General features: G+C 52.9%; 25 protein-coding genes. 7 read left to right on the top strand and 18 right to left on the bottom strand.

The genetic code is table 11. From position 1 onward, the window contains the following. Positions 1-365: 365 nt before the first annotated feature. Positions 366-797 carry a GTP pyrophosphokinase gene (locus tag AAF564_07510; protein MEM8485381.1) on the top strand — a complete coding sequence of 144 codons (432 nt, stop codon included), beginning with the start codon at positions 366-368 and terminating at the stop codon, positions 795-797. Between the two features lie 35 nt (positions 798-832). Next, a complete protein-coding gene (locus AAF564_07505) occupies positions 833-1,270 on the top strand; it encodes a hypothetical protein (GenBank protein ID MEM8485380.1) in 438 nt (145 codons plus the stop codon). Here AAF564_07505 and AAF564_07500 read toward each other — a convergent pair. Then, positions 1,267-1,644, bottom strand: a complete 378-nt coding sequence (locus AAF564_07500; protein MEM8485379.1) for a cytidine deaminase — start codon at positions 1,642-1,644, stop codon at positions 1,267-1,269. The genes AAF564_07505 and AAF564_07500 overlap by 4 nt on opposite strands. A gap of 24 nt (positions 1,645-1,668) precedes the next feature. Between AAF564_07500 and AAF564_07495 the strand changes: the two genes are divergently transcribed. Beyond that, on the top strand, positions 1,669-2,115 hold the full coding sequence (locus AAF564_07495) for a class I SAM-dependent methyltransferase (protein ID MEM8485378.1): 447 nt from the start codon (positions 1,669-1,671) through the stop codon (positions 2,113-2,115). Here AAF564_07495 and AAF564_07490 read toward each other — a convergent pair. Beyond that, positions 2,112-2,570 carry a hypothetical protein gene (locus AAF564_07490; protein MEM8485377.1) on the bottom strand — a complete coding sequence of 153 codons (459 nt, stop codon included), beginning with the start codon at positions 2,568-2,570 and terminating at the stop codon, positions 2,112-2,114. The two genes, AAF564_07495 and AAF564_07490, sit on opposite strands and share 4 nt — an antisense overlap. Before the next feature lie 206 nt (positions 2,571-2,776). Here AAF564_07490 and AAF564_07485 point away from each other — a divergent pair, with 206 nt between their 5' ends. Further along, the gene (locus AAF564_07485) at positions 2,777-3,811 is read left to right on the top strand and encodes a hypothetical protein (protein ID MEM8485376.1); all 1,035 of its coding nucleotides are present in this window, start codon (positions 2,777-2,779) and stop codon (positions 3,809-3,811) included. A gap of 160 nt (positions 3,812-3,971) precedes the next feature. Here AAF564_07485 and purU read toward each other — a convergent pair whose 3' ends face one another. Beyond that, positions 3,972-4,823, bottom strand: a complete 852-nt coding sequence (purU, locus tag AAF564_07480) for a formyltetrahydrofolate deformylase (protein ID MEM8485375.1) — start codon at positions 4,821-4,823, stop codon at positions 3,972-3,974. Positions 4,824-4,919: 96 nt separating this feature from the next. On the opposite strand from purU, the gene AAF564_07475 reads away from it, so the two are divergent. Beyond that, positions 4,920-5,504 carry a DUF4202 domain-containing protein gene (locus tag AAF564_07475; protein ID MEM8485374.1) on the top strand — a complete coding sequence of 195 codons (585 nt, stop codon included), beginning with the start codon at positions 4,920-4,922 and terminating at the stop codon, positions 5,502-5,504. On the opposite strand, the gene AAF564_07470 is transcribed toward AAF564_07475, so the two are convergent. From AAF564_07470 to AAF564_07430, 9 genes are all read right to left on the bottom strand, one after another. Further along, positions 5,467-6,642: an alpha/beta hydrolase gene (locus AAF564_07470; GenBank protein MEM8485373.1), complete on the bottom strand. Its 1,176-nt coding sequence runs from the start codon at positions 6,640-6,642 to the stop codon at positions 5,467-5,469. The two genes, AAF564_07475 and AAF564_07470, sit on opposite strands and share 38 nt — an antisense overlap. A gap of 348 nt (positions 6,643-6,990) precedes the next feature. Continuing rightward, positions 6,991-7,752: an SDR family oxidoreductase gene (locus AAF564_07465; protein MEM8485372.1), complete on the bottom strand. Its 762-nt coding sequence runs from the start codon at positions 7,750-7,752 to the stop codon at positions 6,991-6,993. A 31-nt stretch (positions 7,753-7,783) separates the two neighbouring features. Next, entirely contained in the window at positions 7,784-8,161 is a 378-nt protein-coding gene (locus AAF564_07460) for a DUF1801 domain-containing protein (GenBank protein MEM8485371.1), read from the bottom strand. 2 nt (positions 8,162-8,163) lie between these two features. Next, positions 8,164-8,718, bottom strand: coding sequence for a DUF1415 domain-containing protein (locus AAF564_07455; protein MEM8485370.1), 555 nt, complete (start codon positions 8,716-8,718; stop codon positions 8,164-8,166). Next, on the bottom strand, positions 8,715-8,945 hold the full coding sequence (locus AAF564_07450) for an RNA-binding S4 domain-containing protein (GenBank protein MEM8485369.1): 231 nt from the start codon (positions 8,943-8,945) through the stop codon (positions 8,715-8,717). Before AAF564_07450 ends, AAF564_07455 begins: the two co-directional genes overlap by 4 nt. Positions 8,946-9,054: 109 nt before the next feature. Further along, positions 9,055-10,035 carry an FAD-dependent oxidoreductase gene (locus AAF564_07445; GenBank protein MEM8485368.1) on the bottom strand — a complete coding sequence of 327 codons (981 nt, stop codon included), beginning with the start codon at positions 10,033-10,035 and terminating at the stop codon, positions 9,055-9,057. Positions 10,036-10,038: 3 nt separating this feature from the next. Then, a complete protein-coding gene (locus AAF564_07440; GenBank protein MEM8485367.1) occupies positions 10,039-10,476 on the bottom strand; it encodes an NUDIX domain-containing protein in 438 nt (145 codons plus the stop codon). Between the two features lie 41 nt (positions 10,477-10,517). Beyond that, a complete protein-coding gene (locus AAF564_07435; GenBank protein ID MEM8485366.1) occupies positions 10,518-11,276 on the bottom strand; it encodes an alpha/beta family hydrolase in 759 nt (252 codons plus the stop codon). Positions 11,277-11,324: 48 nt separating this feature from the next. After that, entirely contained in the window at positions 11,325-12,326 is a 1,002-nt protein-coding gene (locus AAF564_07430) for a hypothetical protein (protein ID MEM8485365.1), read from the bottom strand. A 250-nt stretch (positions 12,327-12,576) separates the two neighbouring features. On the opposite strand from AAF564_07430, the gene AAF564_07425 reads away from it, so the two are divergent. Next, entirely contained in the window at positions 12,577-13,872 is a 1,296-nt protein-coding gene (locus AAF564_07425) for an amidohydrolase family protein (protein ID MEM8485364.1), read from the top strand. A 30-nt stretch (positions 13,873-13,902) separates the two neighbouring features. Here AAF564_07425 and AAF564_07420 read toward each other — a convergent pair whose 3' ends face one another. The 5 genes from AAF564_07420 to AAF564_07400 form a co-directional block, all read right to left on the bottom strand. Then, positions 13,903-14,904: an ABC transporter permease gene (locus tag AAF564_07420; GenBank protein ID MEM8485363.1), complete on the bottom strand. Its 1,002-nt coding sequence runs from the start codon at positions 14,902-14,904 to the stop codon at positions 13,903-13,905. A gap of 6 nt (positions 14,905-14,910) precedes the next feature. Beyond that, positions 14,911-15,843: a sugar ABC transporter substrate-binding protein gene (locus AAF564_07415; GenBank protein ID MEM8485362.1), complete on the bottom strand. Its 933-nt coding sequence runs from the start codon at positions 15,841-15,843 to the stop codon at positions 14,911-14,913. Between the two features lie 139 nt (positions 15,844-15,982). Continuing rightward, the gene (locus AAF564_07410; GenBank protein MEM8485361.1) at positions 15,983-17,287 is read right to left on the bottom strand and encodes a serine hydrolase domain-containing protein; all 1,305 of its coding nucleotides are present in this window, start codon (positions 17,285-17,287) and stop codon (positions 15,983-15,985) included. A gap of 140 nt (positions 17,288-17,427) precedes the next feature. Further along, entirely contained in the window at positions 17,428-17,940 is a 513-nt protein-coding gene (locus AAF564_07405; GenBank protein MEM8485360.1) for a GNAT family N-acetyltransferase, read from the bottom strand. 152 nt (positions 17,941-18,092) lie between these two features. Then, positions 18,093-18,656, bottom strand: a complete 564-nt coding sequence (locus tag AAF564_07400) for a hypothetical protein (GenBank protein ID MEM8485359.1) — start codon at positions 18,654-18,656, stop codon at positions 18,093-18,095. Positions 18,657-18,747: 91 nt separating this feature from the next. Here AAF564_07400 and AAF564_07395 point away from each other — a divergent pair, with 91 nt between their 5' ends. Next, positions 18,748-19,233: a hypothetical protein gene (locus tag AAF564_07395; GenBank protein MEM8485358.1), complete on the top strand. Its 486-nt coding sequence runs from the start codon at positions 18,748-18,750 to the stop codon at positions 19,231-19,233. A gap of 162 nt (positions 19,234-19,395) precedes the next feature. Here the strand turns inward: AAF564_07395 and AAF564_07390 are convergent, their stop codons facing one another. After that, positions 19,396-21,462 (bottom strand): hypothetical protein, encoded by a 2,067-nt coding sequence (locus tag AAF564_07390; protein MEM8485357.1) that lies wholly within the window; start codon positions 21,460-21,462, stop codon positions 19,396-19,398. Between the last annotated feature and the right edge of the window lie 29 nt (positions 21,463-21,491).

Below are 21,491 nucleotides of genomic sequence, written 5' to 3'. Positions count from 1 at the left end.
TCTGGTGGGGTAGAATCACTTGCACATGCACAAAGGGTCAAGAGTAGCACGGTCAGCAAAGCATACTTAGTCATGGTAAATCGGAGTTCTATTGTTTTAGCTACTGCTAAACATACACAATATTTCTCATTTTAAAAGGGAGCTGCAGCGCACAGGTTATGGTGCCATTTTCGAGTATTTATGCCAACGCACCTGCCGTGTGTCTACATCAGCGACGCTCTTTGCGAAGGTTTTACAGGAAGAAACGCCAAAATTCTGAAGATTTCCAGAAGATCCTCCTTGTTAAGCCTCATGTAACCAAATGCTACCACGCCCTTTCGTATACTCTTGGAAAGGAATATGCGACATGGATTGCTGAAGCAAATATGGCAACCCTGGAAAAAGCGATAGAAATTGCGGCGCAGGCGCATGTAGGTCAGACGGATAAATCTGGACAGCCCTACATCTTGCACCCCCTGTGGCTCATGCAGCAATTTGAGGAGATTGAATGCCAGATGGTTGCTGTGTTGCATGATGTGGTTGAAGACTCCGCGTTTACGCTGGACGACCTGGCAATAGCAGGATTTGCGCCGGCCGTAATTGCCGGTGTAGATGCCATGACCCGCCGTTCCGATGAAACATACAAAGCGTACATAGATCGCGTGCAAGCCCACCCCATTGCACTTCGCGTGAAGCTGGCAGACCTCGAACACAACATGGATGTTCGACGCCTGGATCGATTTCAGCCAAGAGATCGTGACCGCCTGGAGAAGTACCACCAGACGTGGCGTAAGCTGAGACAGGCTGCAGGTTTGTAGCTTCGCAAGACAAGATTGCTTGCAGGTATCAAATTATGGTAGATAAAGACGCAGTCGATGTTGGTAATTTGCATCGAATTCTCGGTATTGTGATGGCAATGGTGTTTGTTGCCACGGGTGCCTATATGCATTTTGCATACAATGGACTGGATGGCATGGAGGAGTCGCAGAAACTTCTCTTCAGGTCAGCCCACATTTATATTTTGTTGTCAGCGCTGGTCAACATTGCGCTCGGTGTGCACTACTGGATTTATCCAAAGAAAAGTTTGCGTGCACTGCAACGGGTGGGTTCTACCCTCGTAGCTTTGGCACCCATCCTGTTCATGCTTGGTTTTTTTAATGAACCCTGGCTTGATGAATTACAGCGTCCTTTTAGCGGGCCCGGTGTTTATGCCATTGCGCTGGGTTGCTTGCTGCATGTCCTGGCATTTTACTTGAACTACCGTGCCCAAACGGAAAAAGTGCGCGGTTAGGTGTTAAGCCAGTGATAGGGCATGATGTCGGAGAGGCGAACGATGGTGTCTTTTTCTACAGCCACCTCCGTTGCCACGTTTTTACGGTTAACCTGAAGCAGCATTTCCCGGCAGCGGCCACACGGCGGGACTACCCCCTCACTGGTTACTGCTACAATTTTGCTGATGTGTGTTTCTCGATGTTTGAGCATTTCAGCTACTGCAGCGTGCTCTGCGCAAAATCCCACCCCGCACATGAGGTCGATGTTTATGCCAGTGTAGATGTTGCCACCAGCCGTTTCCAGGGCACACCCAACCGCAGCGGCCATGGTCCATTCATTGTAGAGCTGAAATTCACCGACGAGTTTGCTCGCTTTTGAAATCAGAAGATCCATATAAATCCGTATCAGAGGTTATAGATGTCTGCAGCTAATGAGTACCTGACAGCCGCACACGCCAATGCGTATCTGCAAAATGCAGATGGTATCCCACATCGCCATGAAGGCGAGCAGGTTGTCCTGGAGCTGTTGCCGGCGGGCCCGCCTTGTAGTGCCATTGTATCAAGCTTTGCCATTCATCACGTGTCGGATGAACGGAAAGCGACGCTCTATCGGGAAATTTACGACAGGCTCGAACCTGGCGGCATGTTTTGCAACCTCGAACACGTTGCCTCGCCAACGCAGAAGCTGCACGAGGACTTTTACATAGCGCTCGGTACAACCGCAGATCAGGGCGATCCGTCAAATATTTGCGCAAGCGTCCACGACCAATTGGGCTGGCTACGTAACATCGGGTTTGAAGATGTGGACTGCTTCTGGAAATGGCGCGAACTGGCATTGCTTGCCGGCACCAAGCCGCGCGATTAATCGCTATTCTTGCTGCCGCGTACCGTTCCTCCTATTACCAGTGCTGCTGAAATAATGAGCAGGTTCTTGATGATGTACTGTCCTTCCATCGTTGGCCCATAGGGAATACGGCCAGGTTGGAAGGTTACTTCGGGCAGCAATACCAGCGGCATGAAGGTGCCGGCCATTTGCATGGCCATCAGTCCAATTGCGATGCGGGTGGTTTGCTTGAAGAGAAAGGCCACGCCGATGGCTACTTCCCACCATCCGATCACCTTAACCCAATCCGCCGGCGAGAGCAACGGCATCCAACTTACGGTAGATTCAACGAGTGGGGCGGCAGCGGAAATACCAAAGGGTTTAAGGATGCCAAACCAGATAAAAATGATGCCGAGCGATATGCGCAGCGCGCGGATCCCATGCCGGCGCATAAACGCAGCGATTGATGCATCAAAGGTGTCGATGGCATTGGTCATCTGCATCTCCGTATGATTTTATCCCTCGTGATCTACCGGTTATATCGCACGGAATTGGGGATGGTTTAGCTGATAAACGCTCCTGTGTCCTGATTCTTGGCTTCTTCGCAAACACCTGTGCGTGATGCGAAGAGCGGGACGCAAAGCAAAATGTGATTACCTATCTTAATGACCTCATACCCTGACTAACCGCCCCAAGTACACACATGCCGGCAACGCAGCGTTGGAATGAAGCTTCCACAATCGACAGCAACCGCGCCATGTGGTGGGGTGTCGGGTTTAGCTTTGCCTTTACGTTGCTCATCTGGTTGGTTCGGCCCTGGATGCCCCAAATCGATTTCCTGCCTGATCAAGGCGTACAATGGTACTACTGGAAACTCCCCGACCCGGATTTCTGGAGCCGCGCCAGCGGATGGGGCGGCTATCTGCTACATCAGGTAACCATCTGGGCATTGATTTACCATGCACAAAAAAGTAAACCCGGCTACACCAAAAAATTACACGGGTTCAACGTGCTGGCGCTTGGTGCAACCGCGTTCTTCTGTGTCCTGCACCTGGGGCAAACGTGGGTGTGGTATGATGGCCTCGGGCAAGATCTCGGAACGGCTACCTCGCAGGGCGCTGTCATCCTCATGCTTGTGCTCATTCTGCTGATGGAGAACCAGCGCCGGGGGTTGTTCTTTGGGAAGAAAATCAAATTCCTCAATCGCCCGGGCGCCATTATTCGGCATTATCACGGGTACATTTTCTCCTGGGCAGTTATCTACACGTTTTGGTATCACCCCATGGAAGCCACCTTTGGCCACCTCGTGGGATTTCTTTATACTTTTCTGCTACTGGTGCAGAGCAGCCTGTTTTTCACGCGGGCGCACGTCAACAAATACTGGATGTTTGTGCAGGAAGCTGCCGTGTTAATTCATGGGTCCCTCGTCGCTTACGAGCAGCAGGTACGCGGTGGGTTTGACAAGCCGTTCTGGCTGATGTTTTTCTGGGGATTTGCAGCGCTGATCGTGGTGACGCAGATGTATGGATTGGGGCTGTCCCCCAAAGTGCGCTGGTCCATCATTGCCTTGTTTGTCGCCGGCGTGGTTTTCTCCTATGCTGATCGGCCGATTGATGCAAACGAGATCATCCGAATCCCGGTGATTGAGTACGGCCTCGTATTCATCCTTGCCCTGTTTATCTATTTGGGTATCTGGATCAACAAGGGTGTGAAAAGGCTGCGCGGGGCTGGGGCGTAATTGATGTGGGTTTTCCGTGCGTCGAATTTACATCTCACACGTCCTGCCCAACTTGATTGGGCATCCACCGGGATGGCACAAGTCTACAGTGTGCATCTAATAGCGATTGCCATACCTGTGGATCCCCAGTCAAGCTGAGGATGACAGTGTGCCAAACTCGTCAATCAAACACCATCGTGCGCCGGCCATAGACGACAACCTGTTTGTTGACGTGTAACCGTACCGCGCGGGATAGCACAACTTTTTCCAGGTCACGCCCGGTGCGTACCAGGTCTTTGATGCTGTCGCGGTGGCTTACGCGCAGGGTATCCTGCTCGATAATGGGTCCTTCGTCCAGTTCTGCAGTCACGTAGTGGGCGGTGGCGCCGATCAGTTTTACGCCCCGGTCGTAAGCGCGGTGGTAGGGTTTGGCGCCGGCAAAGGCTGGTAGGAAAGAGTGATGAATGTTAATGATGCGATTGGGGTACTGGTCCACAAAGTTATCTGAAAGGACCTGCATGTAGCGCGCCAGTACAATAAAATCCACCTTTTGATCTGCCAGTACCTGCAACTCTTTGGCTTCTTGCTCAGCTTTGTTTTCTTTGGTGATTTCGAAAACGTGGTAAGGAATGTCAAACCGTTCAGCAAGGCCACGGAATTTCTCGTGGTTGCTGATGATGAGCGGAATATCCACTTTTAGTTCGCCTGATTCGTAGCGCGAAAGCAGGTCCCACAGGCAATGCCCGAGTCGGGTGACAAAGAGGGCCATCCGGGGTGTTGTATCGGTAAAAGAGAGGCGGTAGTCGAGATCCAGTTCTTTTGCAACCTCCTGTTCGAACTGCAGCGGAAGCAATGCATCTACTTCGCCCATGTGCCAGTGGATGCGGATGAAAAACCGCTGGCTAACATCATCAACATGCTGGTCGAGGTGCAGCACGTTGCCCCCTTTTTCAAAAACCCAGTTGCTCATGAATGCAACAAGGCCAACGCGGTCTGCACAGTGTGCAGTTAAAATCAATTCTCGGGCAGCCATAAATTTTTATGCTTTAGCAAATCTTGCTGGTATACATCTACGCAGTGCGTTGCCAAAATAGTTATCTTTCTGTCCCCTTCATGGAAAAATACGCTGATGAGTAAATTTGCGGAAGCGATTGCGCAGTTTGACGCCCTGAATGCTGAAGATCCCAACCAGGTAATCATAGCCGGCTCCCAACATCCTAAAGAATTGGTGTATGCCAGGCGGATGAGTGCACGTCTTGATGCCTTTCAACCGGATGCTTCAGTATCGCTTAAGCTTGCAGCGCGGTGCCAGCACATTCAACGATGGAAAATCCCGCGGGCAGATTATGCAGCAGGGAGTATGGGATATAAAAAATGGCGCAATGCACTCAAACGTTTTCACGCGCAAACTGCAACACAAGTGCTTGAACGCGTAGGCTACGACGCGGCGACCATTGACGCTGTACAGGGATTACTGAAGAAGCGGGGATTGAAAAGTGAACCGGATGTACAGGCACTGGAAGACGTTGTGTGTCTCGTTTTTCTTGAACATTATGCTACAGACTTTGCCGGCAAACACGATGAAGAAAAGGTAATTCGCATTTTACAAAAGACCTGGAAAAAAATGTCTGTTGTAGGCCACGAAGCAGCGTTGGCCTTGCCGCTCCCTACACCGGTCAGGGCGCTGGTGCTGCGCGCGATACACGCGGCGTGAGCGCCTGCTGGAGATGGGTTGTAAGCAAAGCCTGTGTGATCTGTGAGCCCCAACCGTTAAAGTTGTAATCAAACCCGTGCTGTGCATAAGGAAGGAAAAGGGCCTGGTGGGTAGCCGGCTCCCTGCTTCTTAATTGCAGCCTCCGGTAGAGTTTAGCCGTGTGCTGGCTGCGCACCAACTGATCCTGCCGGCCGTGTACCAGAAACGTTGCCGGTGCATCAGATCGGATCTGGTGTATAGGTGAAGCCTGCTGGTAAATCTCGGGAATGTAGTTGGGTGTCCCCCCGGTAAAACTTCGCAGGGTGGCTTTACCATCGATAACGCGCCTGTTAGCCGGATTCTCATAACCCCACCGTAGATCTGTTGGCCCATAGAAGCCGACGATAGCGGCTACACGGGCGTCGTAAGGTGCCTCTGGCCGAGCTGTGTACCCGGCAAGCAACGCGAGGTGTGCGCCGGCAGAGCGGCCCATGAGCGCAATGCTGTTGGGGTTAACGTTGAAGCTGTCGGCATGCGCCTTGATCCACTTAACTGCGTCTTGTACGTTAGCAGTAGCAGCCTGCCAATTGGGTTGCGGAGCAAGCTGATAGTCGATGTCAAACACAACATAGCCTGATTCGACAAGCCAGTGATTCCAGCGTGGGAAATCACTTCGCGTTCCACTGCTCCATCCACCGCCGTGGATCACGACAATCGCAGGTTTGGGCACATGTGATGACACGTCATTGGGCTGATAGGCGTCGAGGAAGAAGGTATCAGTGGCGGTTGCTGTATAACTATATGATTGGATTGCAGCTTTTTCGTACGCACTGCCCAGAACATAGCGTTTTAGGGACAGCGAAACATCGTTGTTGTCTGCTACCGAGAGGCTGGTGACCAGGGGGTAGCTCATGAACACCATGGCGAGCATCCCGCAGGCAGCTGCAAAGGTGCCTGCCCGCGACCGTTGTTTACGGTTTGCAAGCCAGCCAAGCACAATACCTATGAGTGCAAGTAAGCCAAAAAAGAGGCTCCACTCGCTGGAAATAACGGAGACTAGCCAAATGACGGTCAATGGCGCCGGCACGAGAATCCACATCGTGAAAAAGAGCGCCAACAGACTACAAGACAGGGCTATTGAGGGACGGGCCAGATGCATGAGCTTGAGAACACAACAAAGACGACCAGTCGCGCACGCAAAGCGGGCTGCCTTTGATCATTGCGTCAGTTCTGATACAGGACGTTGTTTGTTGTAAGGGGAATGGGTGTGTTGGTTTCTATGCGCAGCAGATTTGCCCTGAAATGGTGTTGCTGCTTTGTCTTGCCGGGTTGCCTGTACGCATTCATTCGTTTACCACAACCGTCATGACTCTTCGTCCCGTCAAGCTGGGTATGACGGTCTGGGAGTGACGGTGGACAAGCTGGGGTATGACCGTCGAGGTCGTGACGTTGGTCAAGCTGGGCATGAGGGCTCTCGCGACTACCATTTAAATCCTTAATTCGGCACTCAAATCGAGCCGGCGTCGACCATGTAGTTTTGAGCTGTACACATGGCTGCGTCACCTGATGCCAGGAAAAGCACCATCCTCGCCACATAATGCGGGTCGATAGGAGTGGGCAGGCATTGCCGCTCAAGGTGTCGGGCAAGGGACTCCGGGGTAACCCAGCGCTCTTTTTGCCGGTCCGTCATAATCCAACCCGGTACAACCGTATTCACGCGGATGTGATGTTTGCCAAGGTCACGTGCAAAGGACCGGGTCATACCGTGTATTGCGGCTTTTGCGGTTGTGTAAACCGGGAAGCCACCGGCCGCTTCCCACCAGGAGTTGGATCCCATGTTGATGATGGAGCCGCCGCCGGCTGCAATCATGCCCGGTGCTACAGCTTTCGTAGCAAAAAACATATGCCGGAGGTTGGTTGCTATGCGCTCATCGTAATAGGCTTCTGTGACGTCTTCCCATCCATGCCGGTCATCACGGGCTGCGTTATTAACCAATACTGTTGCGGCGCCGAGGTCCTGCTCAAGCGTTGCGACTGCTGCTTCCAGCGCGCTGATGTTGCGCAGGTCGCAGGCAACAAACTTTGCCGTGCAGCCGGCTGCTGTTAACGCTGCTTCGGTAACCTGTCCGTTTACTTCGTCGATATCCAGAATACCAATCCGGGCGGATTGCGCTGCAAAGGCGTCTGCGATATCTCTTCCGATACCTGAGGCGCCACCGGTGATCAGTACTACGGCATCGTTCAGGTCTGCGTACTTGGTGTAGGTCATGTTGAGTAATATTGAGTGAATGGGTGTCGCGTTAACACCCGATATCTTCGCCAGCCTGCCACATGTCGACTGCTTTGGCGATGAACTGTGTCATACGATCTTCAGGGATCGCTTTGGTTTTTGTGAAGCGGATACAGCCTTTGCCCAGGTTGAGGCCGGCCAACAACTCGCCACTCGGGTCTATTTTTGCAGCGTCACCTACATACAAACTCACGTGGTTTTTTTGCGCATTCAGATGAAAGATCACGCCCTGGTCATCTTTGAATCCAAGCATTTTGTAACTGATACAGGCTTCCAGGCCGGGAGCAGTTTTTTCAATGATGCCTCGCAGGATTTGTACCTTCACCCGGCGCCAGTCATCTGCGAGGGCATCCATATAGGCTGCGGGAGAATCTACGTCGTATTGCATAGCTATGGTATCTTGGAATTCCGGCAATTGTCGAAAAGCGCCAGCATGTGGGCGCTGCCAAGTTGCCGTAAACGTTTGATGTTTTGCGCGGGTATCTGTTCAGGCGCCGGATGTTTGCATACAGCAGCTTCTACGCTTTGCTCGCGCAGTACATGCAGCATCGGGTAGGGCGAGCGGTTGGTGAAATTCTCAACGTCCTCCAGTTGTGTGTCGCTGAACTGGTAGTCGGGGTGGAAGCTTGCAATCTGAAAAATGCCTTCCAGGTCCATTGCAACGAGCAGCGCGTCGGCATAATCCAGAAACTGGTTGTAATCAGAGAAGTTGCGCAGGGCTTCGGGGTGAATGAGCAAACTGGTTTCGATGGCCGGATTTTGCTGCAACAGTGCCAATTCATGCTGGAGTACTTCCAGCAATGCCTCCTCCGTGCGCGCTGCCGTAACAAAGAAGCGCACCTGCTTTGCTGCCATCGCTTTTTGCGCAAATGGGCAGAGGTTCAAGTCGATGACAACTTTGTTTACCCATTGCCGGGTGGCGTGCTCAATGTGCTCGGTGTTCACGATTGGTTGTCGGGCTGATCAAGGTTTACTTTGATCGATTCTTCCCCAAAGACAATCACGTCGCCGGCAACAATCTGCTTTCTTTTCCGGGTTTCTATTTCTCCATTGACTTCGACAAGTCCCTCTGAAATAACCATCTTTGCCTCCCCACCGCTCGATACCAGGCTTTCCAGTTTTAAAAGTTTATAGAGTTGGATGGGCTGTGTATGGATGAATACGTCTCGCATGTAGTGTTGCTGAATGATTGAATATTAGCGTCTCACTGTTGAGGCAGACGCAGATGCTTATGCACCGAATCGAGATGCTGCGCCAATATACCTTTTTTCAATGATCAGATTATTTGCCTGTCTGTGCTGAATCCTGTGCCCGGATTAATAAGGCTACCTCTTCTGCACAACCCCAGGCTATGGTAAATCCGCCACCACCGTGGCCGTAGTTGTGGATGATCGGGTTACCGGCAGCTGTCTTTGTCCGTTCTAGTCGGACGGTTTTCCTGCCCGGGCGCAGTCCAACAGTTGTGCCCAGTATGGCGCTGTCCGCAATTTCCGGAACGATGCCGCGGCACCGATTAACTATAGTCTGGGTGTCTTGTTCGCTGGGGCTGGTCTCCCAGCTGCCTTCCTGTGCTGTGCCACCGAGGATCACATCTGAGGTGCGCGGTAAAATGAGCGTGAACTGGTCGTCGTGCTGAAAAATGCGGGTGGAGGCTTGCAGGTTATGCGGGAGCGAGAGCCTGACTGCCTGCCCTCTGATCGGGTAGACCGTTGGATCATCTACAAAGGTTGAGGCCCAGACACCCGTGCAGTTGACCACCAAATCATAGGCAGGAAAGAGGCTGTCCGGGTGGTCTATTTCTTCCTGAATCAACTTTGCGCCGGCCTGTATCAGTTGGTTGCGCAGCCGGGGCATATAGATGGGTACATCGATAACGGGCACCATCATTTTGTAGGCTTCGGGGCAAGGCCGGCCGTACGCAGCACCATCGATGGCCTCCCAGTCATCTAGCAAGTAGCGGGCATAGGCCCCATCATCGGGATCCAGGCAAAACCGGAAATGTGGCGCCATGAACACCCCAGAAGCGGGGTTTGTACTTTCTTTTACCAGCCGGCGATAGGTAGATGCCGCCCATGCCGAGACGCGTTCCTGTGGGTATGCTTTGTGGGGCCACCAGTACGCGCCGGCCGCCATAGACGTTGTGGCTTCAAACGGGTCTTTGCTGAAAATATCTACCGCATGCCCATCTGCCATGAGCCTGGATGCAGTACTCAGACCAATAATACCCTGGCCAACAACTGCAATTTTTGCTGCGCCAGACATGGGCTAGCTGACGTGTGATTCAACCATCCTGATCACTTCACGGTACACCGGGTCAAACTGCTCGGGTATCGGATTGAACGGCTGCCAGAAAAAGTCGAAGTCAAGGCCTTGTTCTGCTTCGCTGCCAATGGCGCTGTGGGTCCAGGCTTCGGGCAGGGGTTGGTCGGCGTGTACCAGGTAGATGTGCCACTCCTGGTGTTCAGCCTGCACAAAGCTGGTGGTGCCGGCTTCAATCAGCCAATCAAGCTCACCGACCTTGCTCCCGATGCTGGCCGATCTTATACCAGATTCCTCCGCCAATTCCCGGAGAACTGCCTCCTCAATTGACTCGTAATCTTCCACGCTTCCTTTTGGTATCTGAAATCCAGCCGTTGGATGCCTGAACGCGAGAATACGGTTGTTTCTAACAATACAAGGGCAGGCTTTGAGGACTTTAAGCATCGATGTAAAGCGTGAAAAAGCGCGGGTTTATCGTTGGTGGGTTACGGAATGGCGTTTAGAAATTCGACAATTACATTTACGGTCGCCTGATGTTGGGCTTCGCGTGAAATGGTTGCGCTGTCATCTCCCAATTGGCTGCCATACCAGGCAAATTGGGCGTGGTTGCCTCCTTCTACGCGGTGCCAGATGGTATGCGCCGGCAAATTGTGTTTGTATTGCTCAACCTCTTCCGGACTCGCCAAGCCATCTCGCGAACCATATATCTTTAATACAGGAAACGCCAGGTTTGCATGGCTGACTTCCCGTGGATGAGAAGAGCCAATCAGGAGCAAACCAGACAGTTTTGCTTCGTTTTCTACAGTGTAGGCAAGCGCCATTCGGGCGCCTCGTGAATGGCCACCCAACACCCAATTGCGTTCTGCAACAGCAGCATCTGTGCGTTCCTTCACGGCTTCCCGTTGCCAGGGAAACCGATCCATGCGGTATGGGACTTTGATGATACGGACCACAAAGCCAGCCTCGGCAATAGCACGGGCCATCGGGACGTAAGCCACGGGATCAACGAGTGCACCGGGATAAAAGAGCAAGCCGGCGCCGAGGGTATCGGTCGCCGGTTTGAATTCGATGTATTCTTCGATATGGGTTGTTGTAACAGTCGCTGAGCTTTCCAGCAGTGCATCATCCACGTTCCTGGCTTGCATGGAAGTAATCTGCCAGACGAGGAAAGACACGGCGAAGATGGGCATCAACAAACGGATGCCTAACAAGACCTTGTTAGATTTTCTTGATTTCACAGCCATATCATCTACATTTAGGTTACTCAAAGATACGGCTGCTCGCACATCTGATTACTCGTTATCAGCCGTGGCTGCAAAGACTTCGTGTGAATTTATCTCATTACCACCGAGCGTTCTGGAGCCGGCTGCAATGTAAACGGCATCATCATACACAATGGCCTGTGTACCATGCCGGCCCTCAAGCATGGGCGGCAGCGTTTCCCAGCTACCGGTAGCCGGGTTGTAAGCCTCAACTTCTGTATGTGCTGGTGGTGGACTTTGCTCCATGCCCGGAATCTGTCTGCCACTTTCGCCGCCGAGAACTACCACTTTGCCATCAAGGGCAACGGCAGCAGTGCCGGCGCGCTCGGTTGGGATGTTGGCAACTGCCGGCAGGGTTGTCCAGGTATCACTTGCGATATCGTATACATCCACAGCAGCTTCGGTTAGTTGAAATACTTCGTTGGTTGCAAACGAGCTGCGCCGGCCGGCAGTTGCGTACAGCTTGCCGTCGAGCACAACGGCCTGGAAGTGGTCGCGTGCCCGTGGCGCATCAGCCAGTTGGGTCCATGTATCGGTAGCCGGGTTGTATTTGTCGAGCCAGGTAACGTGGCCGTCGGTGTGGCCGTTCTGGATGCCGGCGACAATGTAGAATTCATCGTTATGCACCACGGCACCGGCAGCACCCCGTCGGCGATCAGCCGGTATTTCAGGGCCGGCGGTCCAGGTATCAGCTACCGGGTCGAAAATATAGATGTTGGGGATGGGGTTTTCATCCGGGTAACCATCTGTAAAGGCGCCCATGACATAAATTTTGCCATCGTATCCCACAGCCTGGAAATGGTGCATTTGAAAGGGTGGTGCGCTCAGGTTCTCCCAGGTTTGGGTATTCGGATCATATTTTTGCACCGGGCGCTGTCCCCGTCCGCCAACAAGATAAAAGGCGTCATCGACTTCAACATACGCGTGCTCGTGACGCTCTTGTGGGGTATTAGTTGACGCCACCATTTGCCATGCACGTACCTTGGGTACCGATTCTGTGGGTTCGTCTTCCTGTCCGTCACATGCCGTCATGAAAAGGCCACACAGAAGAAGTACAGGGATGATGAGGCTGGAAAATGGTTTACATCGAGTGGTTATATACATTATGATTTTTACAAATTGCTGTCAAAATAGGACCGGATGTAAGCCGGCGTCTACCAAAAAATTACGGAAAGCACGCGCCTTGCGCAAAACGCAACATGTTTGATAATGGAGAAATTGCCCTAAAAGCTGTTTATTGAGGCATTCTAAACCATAAACGGCTTCCCACTCAGTGTTTCCCATGCGCATTATTTACCTCCTTTTTCTACTCGCGTTTTCTACAAATCTGGTGCAGGCGCAATCAACCTATATTCGCGCCGGCGGCGTGGTAGACATTGAGTCTGGCACATTGCTTTCCGATCAGGTGATCCATATTGAAGGGGAGCGGATTGTCGCGGTGGGTGCAGACGTGGACATTCCACGCGATGCGGAGGTAATCGATTTGTCAGATGCCGTGATAATGCCTGGCATGGTAGAGTCGCACACCCACCTCGCCCTTTCCACGCAGCCAGGCCGCGACTTTGGCCGGTTTTTCTTTACCAATGTAATCGAATCCACGGCGTACCGCGCTATCCAGGGCGTAACCAACGCGAGATCTTTGCTTGAACACGGTTTTACCTCCATTCGTGATTTGGGCAACAGCGGCAACTACGGTGACCTTGCGCTGAAGCAGTCTATTCGGGAGGGTTGGATTCCCGGACCAGACATGCAGACGGTGGGGCGAATTATTTCTCCGTTTGGCGGGCAGTTTCAGTTGCCGTCAAATTTGCCTGAGCTGGTTGAGCCGGAGTACCTGGTTGCTGACTCAAACGAAGAAATGCGCAAAGCCATCCGGCAAAACCTGCATTATGGCACAGATCTGATCAAAATTGTGGTGGATGATTTCGCCTACATCTATTCGGTAGAGGATATCAAGTTTGCGGTCGATGAAGTGACCCGCGCGGGCGTCAAAATTGCAGCACACGTTGCTACCAATCAGGGGGCTAAAAATGCGATCGCCGCCGGCGTCAACTCGCTGGAGCATGGCTGGGAACTGGATGCAGGAGACCTCGAAATGATGCGCGAAAAAGACATTTTCCTCGTGGGTACCGATTTTCCTTCTGACTATTCCGGCTATTTCACGGGGTATGACGATGCGCGCGCAGCAGAGGAATACAATAAACGCATTGATCGGCTTCGTCGCGCCTACAACGCCGGCGTGTCTATTGCCTTTGGCGCTGATGTAACGGACTATATCGAAGGTTATACACGCGGCTCCCGGACCATCAAGTTTATCGAGAGCTTCCAGGATGCCGGCGTCTCAAACGCAGACCTTCTGCGCATCATGACGATCAATGGCGCAACCCTTATGGGGTGGGAAGCTGACAAAGGTACGCTTGCCGTCGGCAAACACGCCGATATTATTGCCATGTCAGGAAATCCACTCGAAGATCCCAATGCTTTGCGATCGGTGTCGTTCGTGATGAAACGCGGACAAGTTTATAAGCACGATGGACAGTTTGTATGGCAAGTCCCAACTGTGATTGATGCGAAGTAAGGAAGAGAAAGGTGTGTCGCACTGACTTGTTTAAGCTTTGCTGGCGTCAGGCCGCTGAAACAGTTTCCATAGGCTGAACCGCTGGCCGGCCATGCGCTGGCGGTAGGCGTCGGCGATTACTGCAAGCACAATTACGCCGCCCGTGACCATGCGCTTGGTGGGCTCGTCAGCGCCAATTTGGGCGAGTCCGGTTTGCAGCACCGCAATGATCAGCACGCCGATAAAGCTGTTGACTACAGAAGCATGTCCACCCATGAGGCTGGTGCCGCCTATCACAACCGCAGCGATGGCTGCAAGCTCCATCCCGATGCCGGCGTTGGGATCAACCGATTCCAGGTAGGCCGTCTGGAAAACCCCGCCGATGCCGCACAGCAAGCCGGCTATCGCAAAAACAGCCACGCGTACCTGGCTCAGGTTGATCCCAGACAACCGGGCAGCCTCTGGATTTAAACCCGTAGCCACCATGTAGCGGCCAAAGACAGTGCGTTTCAATACCACTTGCCCGATGATGACAAGGAGTACCGCGATGTAAAAAGTCGGGGAGAGGCCAAGGAATCCAGGTGTGCCGATGCCGGCTATCGCAGCGCCGACATACTGGGTCTGTGATGCCGTGGTGAGGTAGGCCCCACCCCGCGCAATCTCGAGCATGCCGAGGGTTACGATGAATGACGGAATGCGCCAGTGTTCAGACACAAATCCGTTGAGTAAACCACAGAGTAGCCCGGTGCCCATACATGCGAAAATACAGAGCCATAGCGGCCAGCCAGCCTGCACGAGTAAAACACCCAGCACCGCACTGCTTAACGCCAGCACCGAGCCCACCGACAAATCGATGCCGGCAATGGAAAGCACAAACGTCATCCCAATCGCTACAACAACCAGTGGCGGGATTTGGTTGGCAAGGGTGCGGAAAGTGATAGCGGAGAGAAAGTGATCGCTCAGCAGGCCAAATAGGCCGATGAGTCCTGCCAGTACTACCAACAGGCCGGCGTATTCTGTGGCCGAACGAATCCAGTGCGGTTTGTTTGCCACCTTCGACTATGGGGTGTTTCTGGTGATAAGATCAACAGGTGTTTGCCGATCTTCGGGCGAAACGGTACCCGACAGAATCTGCAAGGCCGCCTCGATACCATATACGGCAAGCAGGTCGCCATGCTGATCTGCTGTGGCGAGTACGCGGCCGTTTTCGATCATGGCCTGGATGGCTGCAATGTTATCAAAACCTACGACGAGCACATCTTCTTTGCCGGCCTGGCGCAGCGCAGAAGCTGCACCCAGCGCCATGTTGTCGTTGCTGCAAAGCAGGGCTTTCAGGTTGGGGTGTTCGTTGATCAATGCCGCGGCAACCGTATTGGCCTGCGCCTGCTCCCAGCCGCCGCTTTGAATGCTGACGATGTTGATGCCGGCAGCCGCCATAGCATCTTCAAAGCCTTGCTGTCGCTGCTGCGCGTTGAAGGCCGTAGGGATCCCGCCAATGATTGCCACCTCGTCCCCCACCTCGAGTTCGTTAGCAAGGGCTTCACCTACGCTGCGTGCGCCAGCGCGGTTGTCAGGGCCTACAAACGGAATGGTTACACCTGCTTCCTGAAGCACCGCTGCATCAAATTTATTGTCGATATTAACCACAACAATCCCTGCTTGCTGCGCGCGCTTTGCCACAGGCACGAGTGCCCGCGAGTCAGCCGGCGCGATGACGATAGCATCCACACCGGTAGCAATCATCTGCTCGACTAGCGCCACCTGTTGGCTGAGATCGCTTTCGTTTTTGATGCCGTTTACAACCAGGTCATACGTCTCAGCATGCTCCACCTGGTGCGCCTTTGCACCGTCTGCCATCGTCACAAAGAATTCGTTCGCCAGCGACTTCATGATGAGCGCAACGCGGGGTTTGTCGGATATTGTTGCATCTGACTGGCAGCCTGCAATTAGGAGCAGGGTGGCCAATAAAGCATAGGTAGATAGTGACTTCATATTAGCAACGTAGCTGATCATTAGATGACGTTGGGGTCAGGGGCTGAGTATTGATTGCCCTTGAGGTGATGCAACCGGTCTGCTTGTCCAGACTCTTCGCGGGGCTCATGGTGACGTGGGAGGAGCAGATAGCTGATTCTTAGTCATCAATCGCCTGCCCGGTAAATAATCGAAATTTCCACCCGGTGTTATCCATCACAGGTCCCTGGGTCTGTTTCAGGATTACGCCGATTAACTGTTCATCCGGGTCCGCGAAGTATTGCGTGTTGAAGTACCCGCCCCACTCGAACGTGCCGGCGCTACCAATACCACCGCGGGCGACGCCTTTGTCGTTCACTACGCCAAAGGCCAGGCCGATTCCGCTTGTAGCGTTTTCCCCATTGAGCGCACCCACCTGGTTTTTCATTGCTGACTCAATGGTCTTCCGACTCAGGATACGGGTGCCATTGAGTTCGCCACCGTTGAGGTACATCTGCAAAAAGGTTGCGTAGTCTTTAGCGGTACTGGACAGGCCCGCGCCACCGGAGAAAAAGGTGCGGGCGCCGGTGATGGGGTAGTTGGTGTCGTAAAACGTGATGGGATATTGCTCCCAGCCGCCGTCTTTATCTTTACGCTGTACGGATACGAGCCGGTCGGCTTTGTTGTCTGGTAGATAGAACCAGGTGTCATCCATGCCGAGCGGATCGAAGATGCGTGTTCTTAGAAAGTCATCAAACGGTTGGCCAGAAATCACTTCGATAAAATATCCGAGCACATCTAGGCCTTCACTGTAGGTGAACTTCTCACCTGGATTGTGGTGCAGTGGCAGCTTTGCGAGCTTCTTGACGCTTTCCTCGATGGTAATGGACTCTGTAGTAAAGAGGTCGGTGATGCCGGCTTTGTTGTAAATCATTTTCATCCGCTCGTCCCCATCAATCACGCCGTACCCAATCCCCGAGGTGTGGGTGAGCAGGTGGCGGATGGTAATTTCTTTGTCGGCATCCACGGTGGTATAGGTGGTGTCACTGTACCGATAGCGCGATAGCACCTGCGGGTTCTTGAATTCGGGGATGTATTTCGAGATCGGATCATCGAGTTGAAAATGTCCTTCTTCCCACAACATCAAAACAGCGGTTGAGGTGATGGCTTTGGTCTGCGAGGCAATGCGAAAAATATCATCACGCTTCATCATCCGATTGCTTGCGTTGTCGGCTTTGCCATACGCTTTCCAGAATACAATTTTGCCGTGCCGCGCTACAAGGGCTACTACGCCCGGCAGATGGCCTGCATCGACAGCCTCTTTTGCCATGGCGTCAATATGTGCCAGTCGGTCTGCCGACATGCCGGCTGCTTTGGGTGCAGCTTCGCTGAGCGCAGGAGATTTTTGGAGGGAGTGGGTTTGCGCCGCAGCGGTGCCGGCAACAAAGCAAAGCAGAAAAACGAGGGTGTATCTGACGAAGGACATAAAGCAAAACAAGCTGGTCAGGGAAACAGTGGTTGTCCCTAAGCTAGCTGTTTGCCGGCTTTAATGCACAGTTGTATAGTTTATTGCCGTGAATATTCGCCTTGTGGCAAATCTTCGCCCGGATCTGGTGTACAGGAGGATTACTTACGCTTTGTAGTGTGCAGATAGGCTTTGCGTGTTAGCCGGTAGCGGTGAAACAGCGCGTCGCCAATCACAAACTCGCTGTCACGTTGGAAGCCAAGCCGCTGCAGGCCGGCTACGCGGGTTCTACTGGGCGGCAACAAGGCAATCACGGAATCAACACCCAGGTTGTTGAAGGCTTGATCGACAATTCGTGTATAGAGCAGCCGGCCGGCGCCCCAGTGCTTCCTCCGAAGAATCAGGCCAACATCTACATCGCCGTCTTCAGGCTGCAAACCACCCCAGCCCACAAATTCATCCCCAAGCATAAAAGCCCACGGGCCGTAGCCATGGGTGGTCCAGATTTTCTCTTTGCCGGCAATAAAGCGCTTGTAATCCTCTTGACCAAAGTGGCCCTGTGCAAGGGGCAGGTGGCGTCTCACATCCGGATCGTTCATCAAGTCGATAATTGCCCGCGGCTCCACCTCAAGCAGTCGCCGAAATTCAATTTGTGTATAGTCGTATGTATTCATGAACAAAGAACTGAAGTCAATGCATCCGGTGTTCTGCTTTTGAAACCGGAGCCAATCTAGCAGAGATCCTTCGCAAGGCTCAGGATGACACATTTGAAGAATGACGCCATTCCTCATCCACTCGACATTCGGCACTCGAAAATCGACATTCCCTAAAACCCATACCCCACCGGCCCATACCCGGGCACGCTCACATATCCGCGTCCGTTGCCATCGTGGTTTCCGGCGCTGAAACGGGAGGACCAGAAGTTGTCGCCGCTATCGCCGTAGGTGTTTTTTTGTGCAATCAGGTACAGGTTGAGTACGGGCTGCGGGTTGCCCACATAGCCGGCGTTGCCTTTGTCATCCAGCCAGTAGTTGCCCACCTGGATGGGATAGCCAAGCATGTAACTCCATATGACCCACTCCAGCTGCGGCAGTTCGCGGCCGTTGACAAATACGCGGGTGTTGCCTTGTGAGGCATACTGACTCAGCTTCCCAAAATCGTGACCGGGAAACATGAACCCATAGGCTTGATGTCCCATCACACCGTATAGCCCGCTGTTGGTGTCGTACCAGTATTCACCCGGCAATGGCTTGACGTTGTATAGATTCTCGAGCGCTTGTTCTTGTGCGTCAGTGAGCGTGACGCCGTTAATCACCACGTCTTGTGTGTACCCGGTATGAGGAATGAAAAACAAGAGGAGTGTGGCGAGAAAAAAGACAGGCCTGATCATGAGCTTACGGCAGTGGTTAAAGATGTTCGGTACGGGGGCGATGGTTTTCCTATCTTAATAAGCCGGAAGTTCAACCAGATTGTATCATCCCATGACTTTTTTACAAGCCCGATGTAAAGCGGCTCTTTTTTCTTTGCTGCTGTTGTGCACTGTTGGCGCAGCCGGCGCTCAAGATCTTGATGCCTATTGGGCAGAGGTATCGCGTACTGTCAATGAAGGTGACTTTGAGGGCTATGCTGCCCTCTACCATGAAGACGCTGTGCTGGTCTCTGATTTCTCGCAATCCAGCGTACCCATTGCAACGGCACTCACAAACTGGAAGCCCGGGTTTGATGATACCAAAGCCGGCAAAATGACTGCCTCTGTTGTGTTCAGATTTGCAACGGAGTATGTCGGCGAAGATACCGCTTTCTCGCGTGGGATTTTCAGGTATGCGTCAGCTAGGGAAGGCGAAGCTGAAAATGCGCAATACATTAACTTTGAGGCGCTACTGGTCAAAAAGGATGTGTGGCTGATGGTGATGGAGTCCCAGTTGTCAACGGCAACAGAAGCCGACTGGGACGCGCTGACTGAGTAGTATGCCGGAATAGTGCAAAACAGAGGCACGGAAATACGAAAACACATAGATCATGTTTTCAGCCCTTAATTAGCATCACTCGGCAATCGATACTAAACGCAAAAGGCTCCTGTCTGCATCTTGCAGACAGGAGCCTTTTAACTTTTACGAAGATCTATTTGATCAGCCAGCGGCTGCAAGCGCGCGGATTGCGCCGGCAAGCATTTCTACTTTGCCTGCGTCAGAAGAACCGCTAGCATTGCCGTCAACTTCAGAAGCGAGTCTGTTTAGCGCAGCACTGCGTGCGCTGCCAGAGAGGGCTTCAGCTGCTGAGAGCGCCTGGCGAACCGCAGCGACCCGAGCCATGGCGAGGCCATCAGAGCGCTCCAACTGGTCGACATAAGCGCCGGCCAATGCAAAGGTGGCTGGCCATTCAAAAATAGGCTGTCCCTGTGCATTCATGAAGTTGTGCGTGACCGATTTGGCTGCAGCAATTTCGTTTTCAGAAATATGACCACTTGGTAGTAGCTCAAAAATGTCGAGGCCACGGGCAATTTCCGAGTTAACGATCAGGCCGTTGTACCAGTACACAGACCAGCTGCCGCCCATAACCATGCGGTCGGGGTCAACCGGGCCGCGGTCGTGGTAGGCAATTTCAATCGGGTTTTTCACGTCGGTCCAATCCATAATAGAAATGCCACCCTGGTACCACGACTGTACAAAGAGGTCGCGTCCTGGAACTGGAATGAGTGAGCCGTTGTGGGCAACACAGTTTTCCTGCGGAGTCTGAGGAGCCGGCAATTTGAAGTAGCTCTGGAATACCATTTTACCATTTTCGAGCGTAAACAGTGCGTTGGCACCCCATTCCATCGGGTCATTGGCGCGGCATTTCGGGCCGCCGCCACCGCCCCATTCGTCGGTGAACAGGATTTTGCTGCCGTCGTTGCTGAAGGTAGCAGAGTGCCAGTAGGCGAAGTTGGAGTCAGCTACAGCATCCATGCGAACCGGATTGGCCGGGTCAGAGATATCGAGGAGCAGACCATATCCTTCACAGGCACCACCAGCGAGGCCAATGGCAGGGTAGAGCGTGATGTCATGGCACTGGGTTGGACCAGGGCGTGGACCATCAGACTCTTCATCATTGCTGATACCAAATCGCTGTGCAATAATTGCAGGCAGCGCTTCGCGAAATGCGGCGCTATCCGCTGCGTTAGCCGGGCCTTCTTTGCCCTGCGAAGTTACGTACTCGTTGAGCATCATGGATGCAAAACGATCGGGTAATACCTGTTCCTGACCGCCAAATTCAATGATGAATGCACCACGTGCGCGTGCTGCTTCGAGTGCTGCAATATCGTCTGGTGCGAGACCGTGCTCGGGTGGGGCAACGAGGTCGTTGAAAATACGCGGAGAGCTCACGATAGCAGCTTGCTCCGGGTTGGCAAGTGGTACTTTGATGACTTCGATGCGGAAGAGTGCAGAGTTCGGGTCTTCAGATGGCATAGCCGAAGAGCAACCAGACAATTCTTCATTCGGGCGTACAGGTGCTGAACCAGAAACGTAGACGTAGACATTATCGTCGTCATCAGGGTCTTTCAGCAGCGAGTGCGTGTGTGAGCCGCGGCAGGTCTGAACGTTGGTGATATACTCAGGATTGTAAATGTCGCTAATGTCGAACACGCGAATACCACGGAGGCGGTCGCCGCTGATGGCTTCTTCAACACCCTGGGTACCACAGTCGAGCCGGCCACCGAGTCCTTCACCAGAGACAAACAACAGATTTTCATATACCGATACATCGCTCTGGGATGCTGGACAAACATACTCTGTTGTCAGGCTTGGCGCTTTAGGATCTGTGATGTCCCAGATCTGGATGCCGTTGTAGTTCCCCTGAATAACATAATTTTCGAGGAACGCGAGGTCAGAGTTGGTTACACCAACAAAGTTCTCTGGCGGCGGGGTTGTAGAAACCAGATCAAGATTCCATACGGCTTCTCCAGCGTCAAAGAGGCCGGCGCTGAGTCCAACGCGTGGGTCCGGGCTTGGCGCTTCTCTAGACATCATCATTTTGTCCTTGGCAGCTTTCATAGCGTCCATGGACTCTTCCATTTTTGCGTCAGCCATCGCTTCGCCTTCGGAAGAGGTTGCGATGGGTTTAGGGGCGCATGCTGCGATGGTAAACAGACCTGCTATAAGCAGGGCTGGCCACAAGTGGCTGGCCATCGAGCGTTGCGGTTTGGCATTGCCTTTCATAGTTATCTTTTAGTTGGGATAAAAAGTCG

The organism is Bacteroidota bacterium (genome assembly GCA_039111535.1).
In the GTDB taxonomy this organism is placed as follows: domain Bacteria; phylum Bacteroidota; class Rhodothermia; order Rhodothermales; family JAHQVL01; genus JBCCIM01.
Note: the sequence above shows the minus strand (reverse complement) of the source record. Positions and strands in the feature narration are given on the sequence as shown.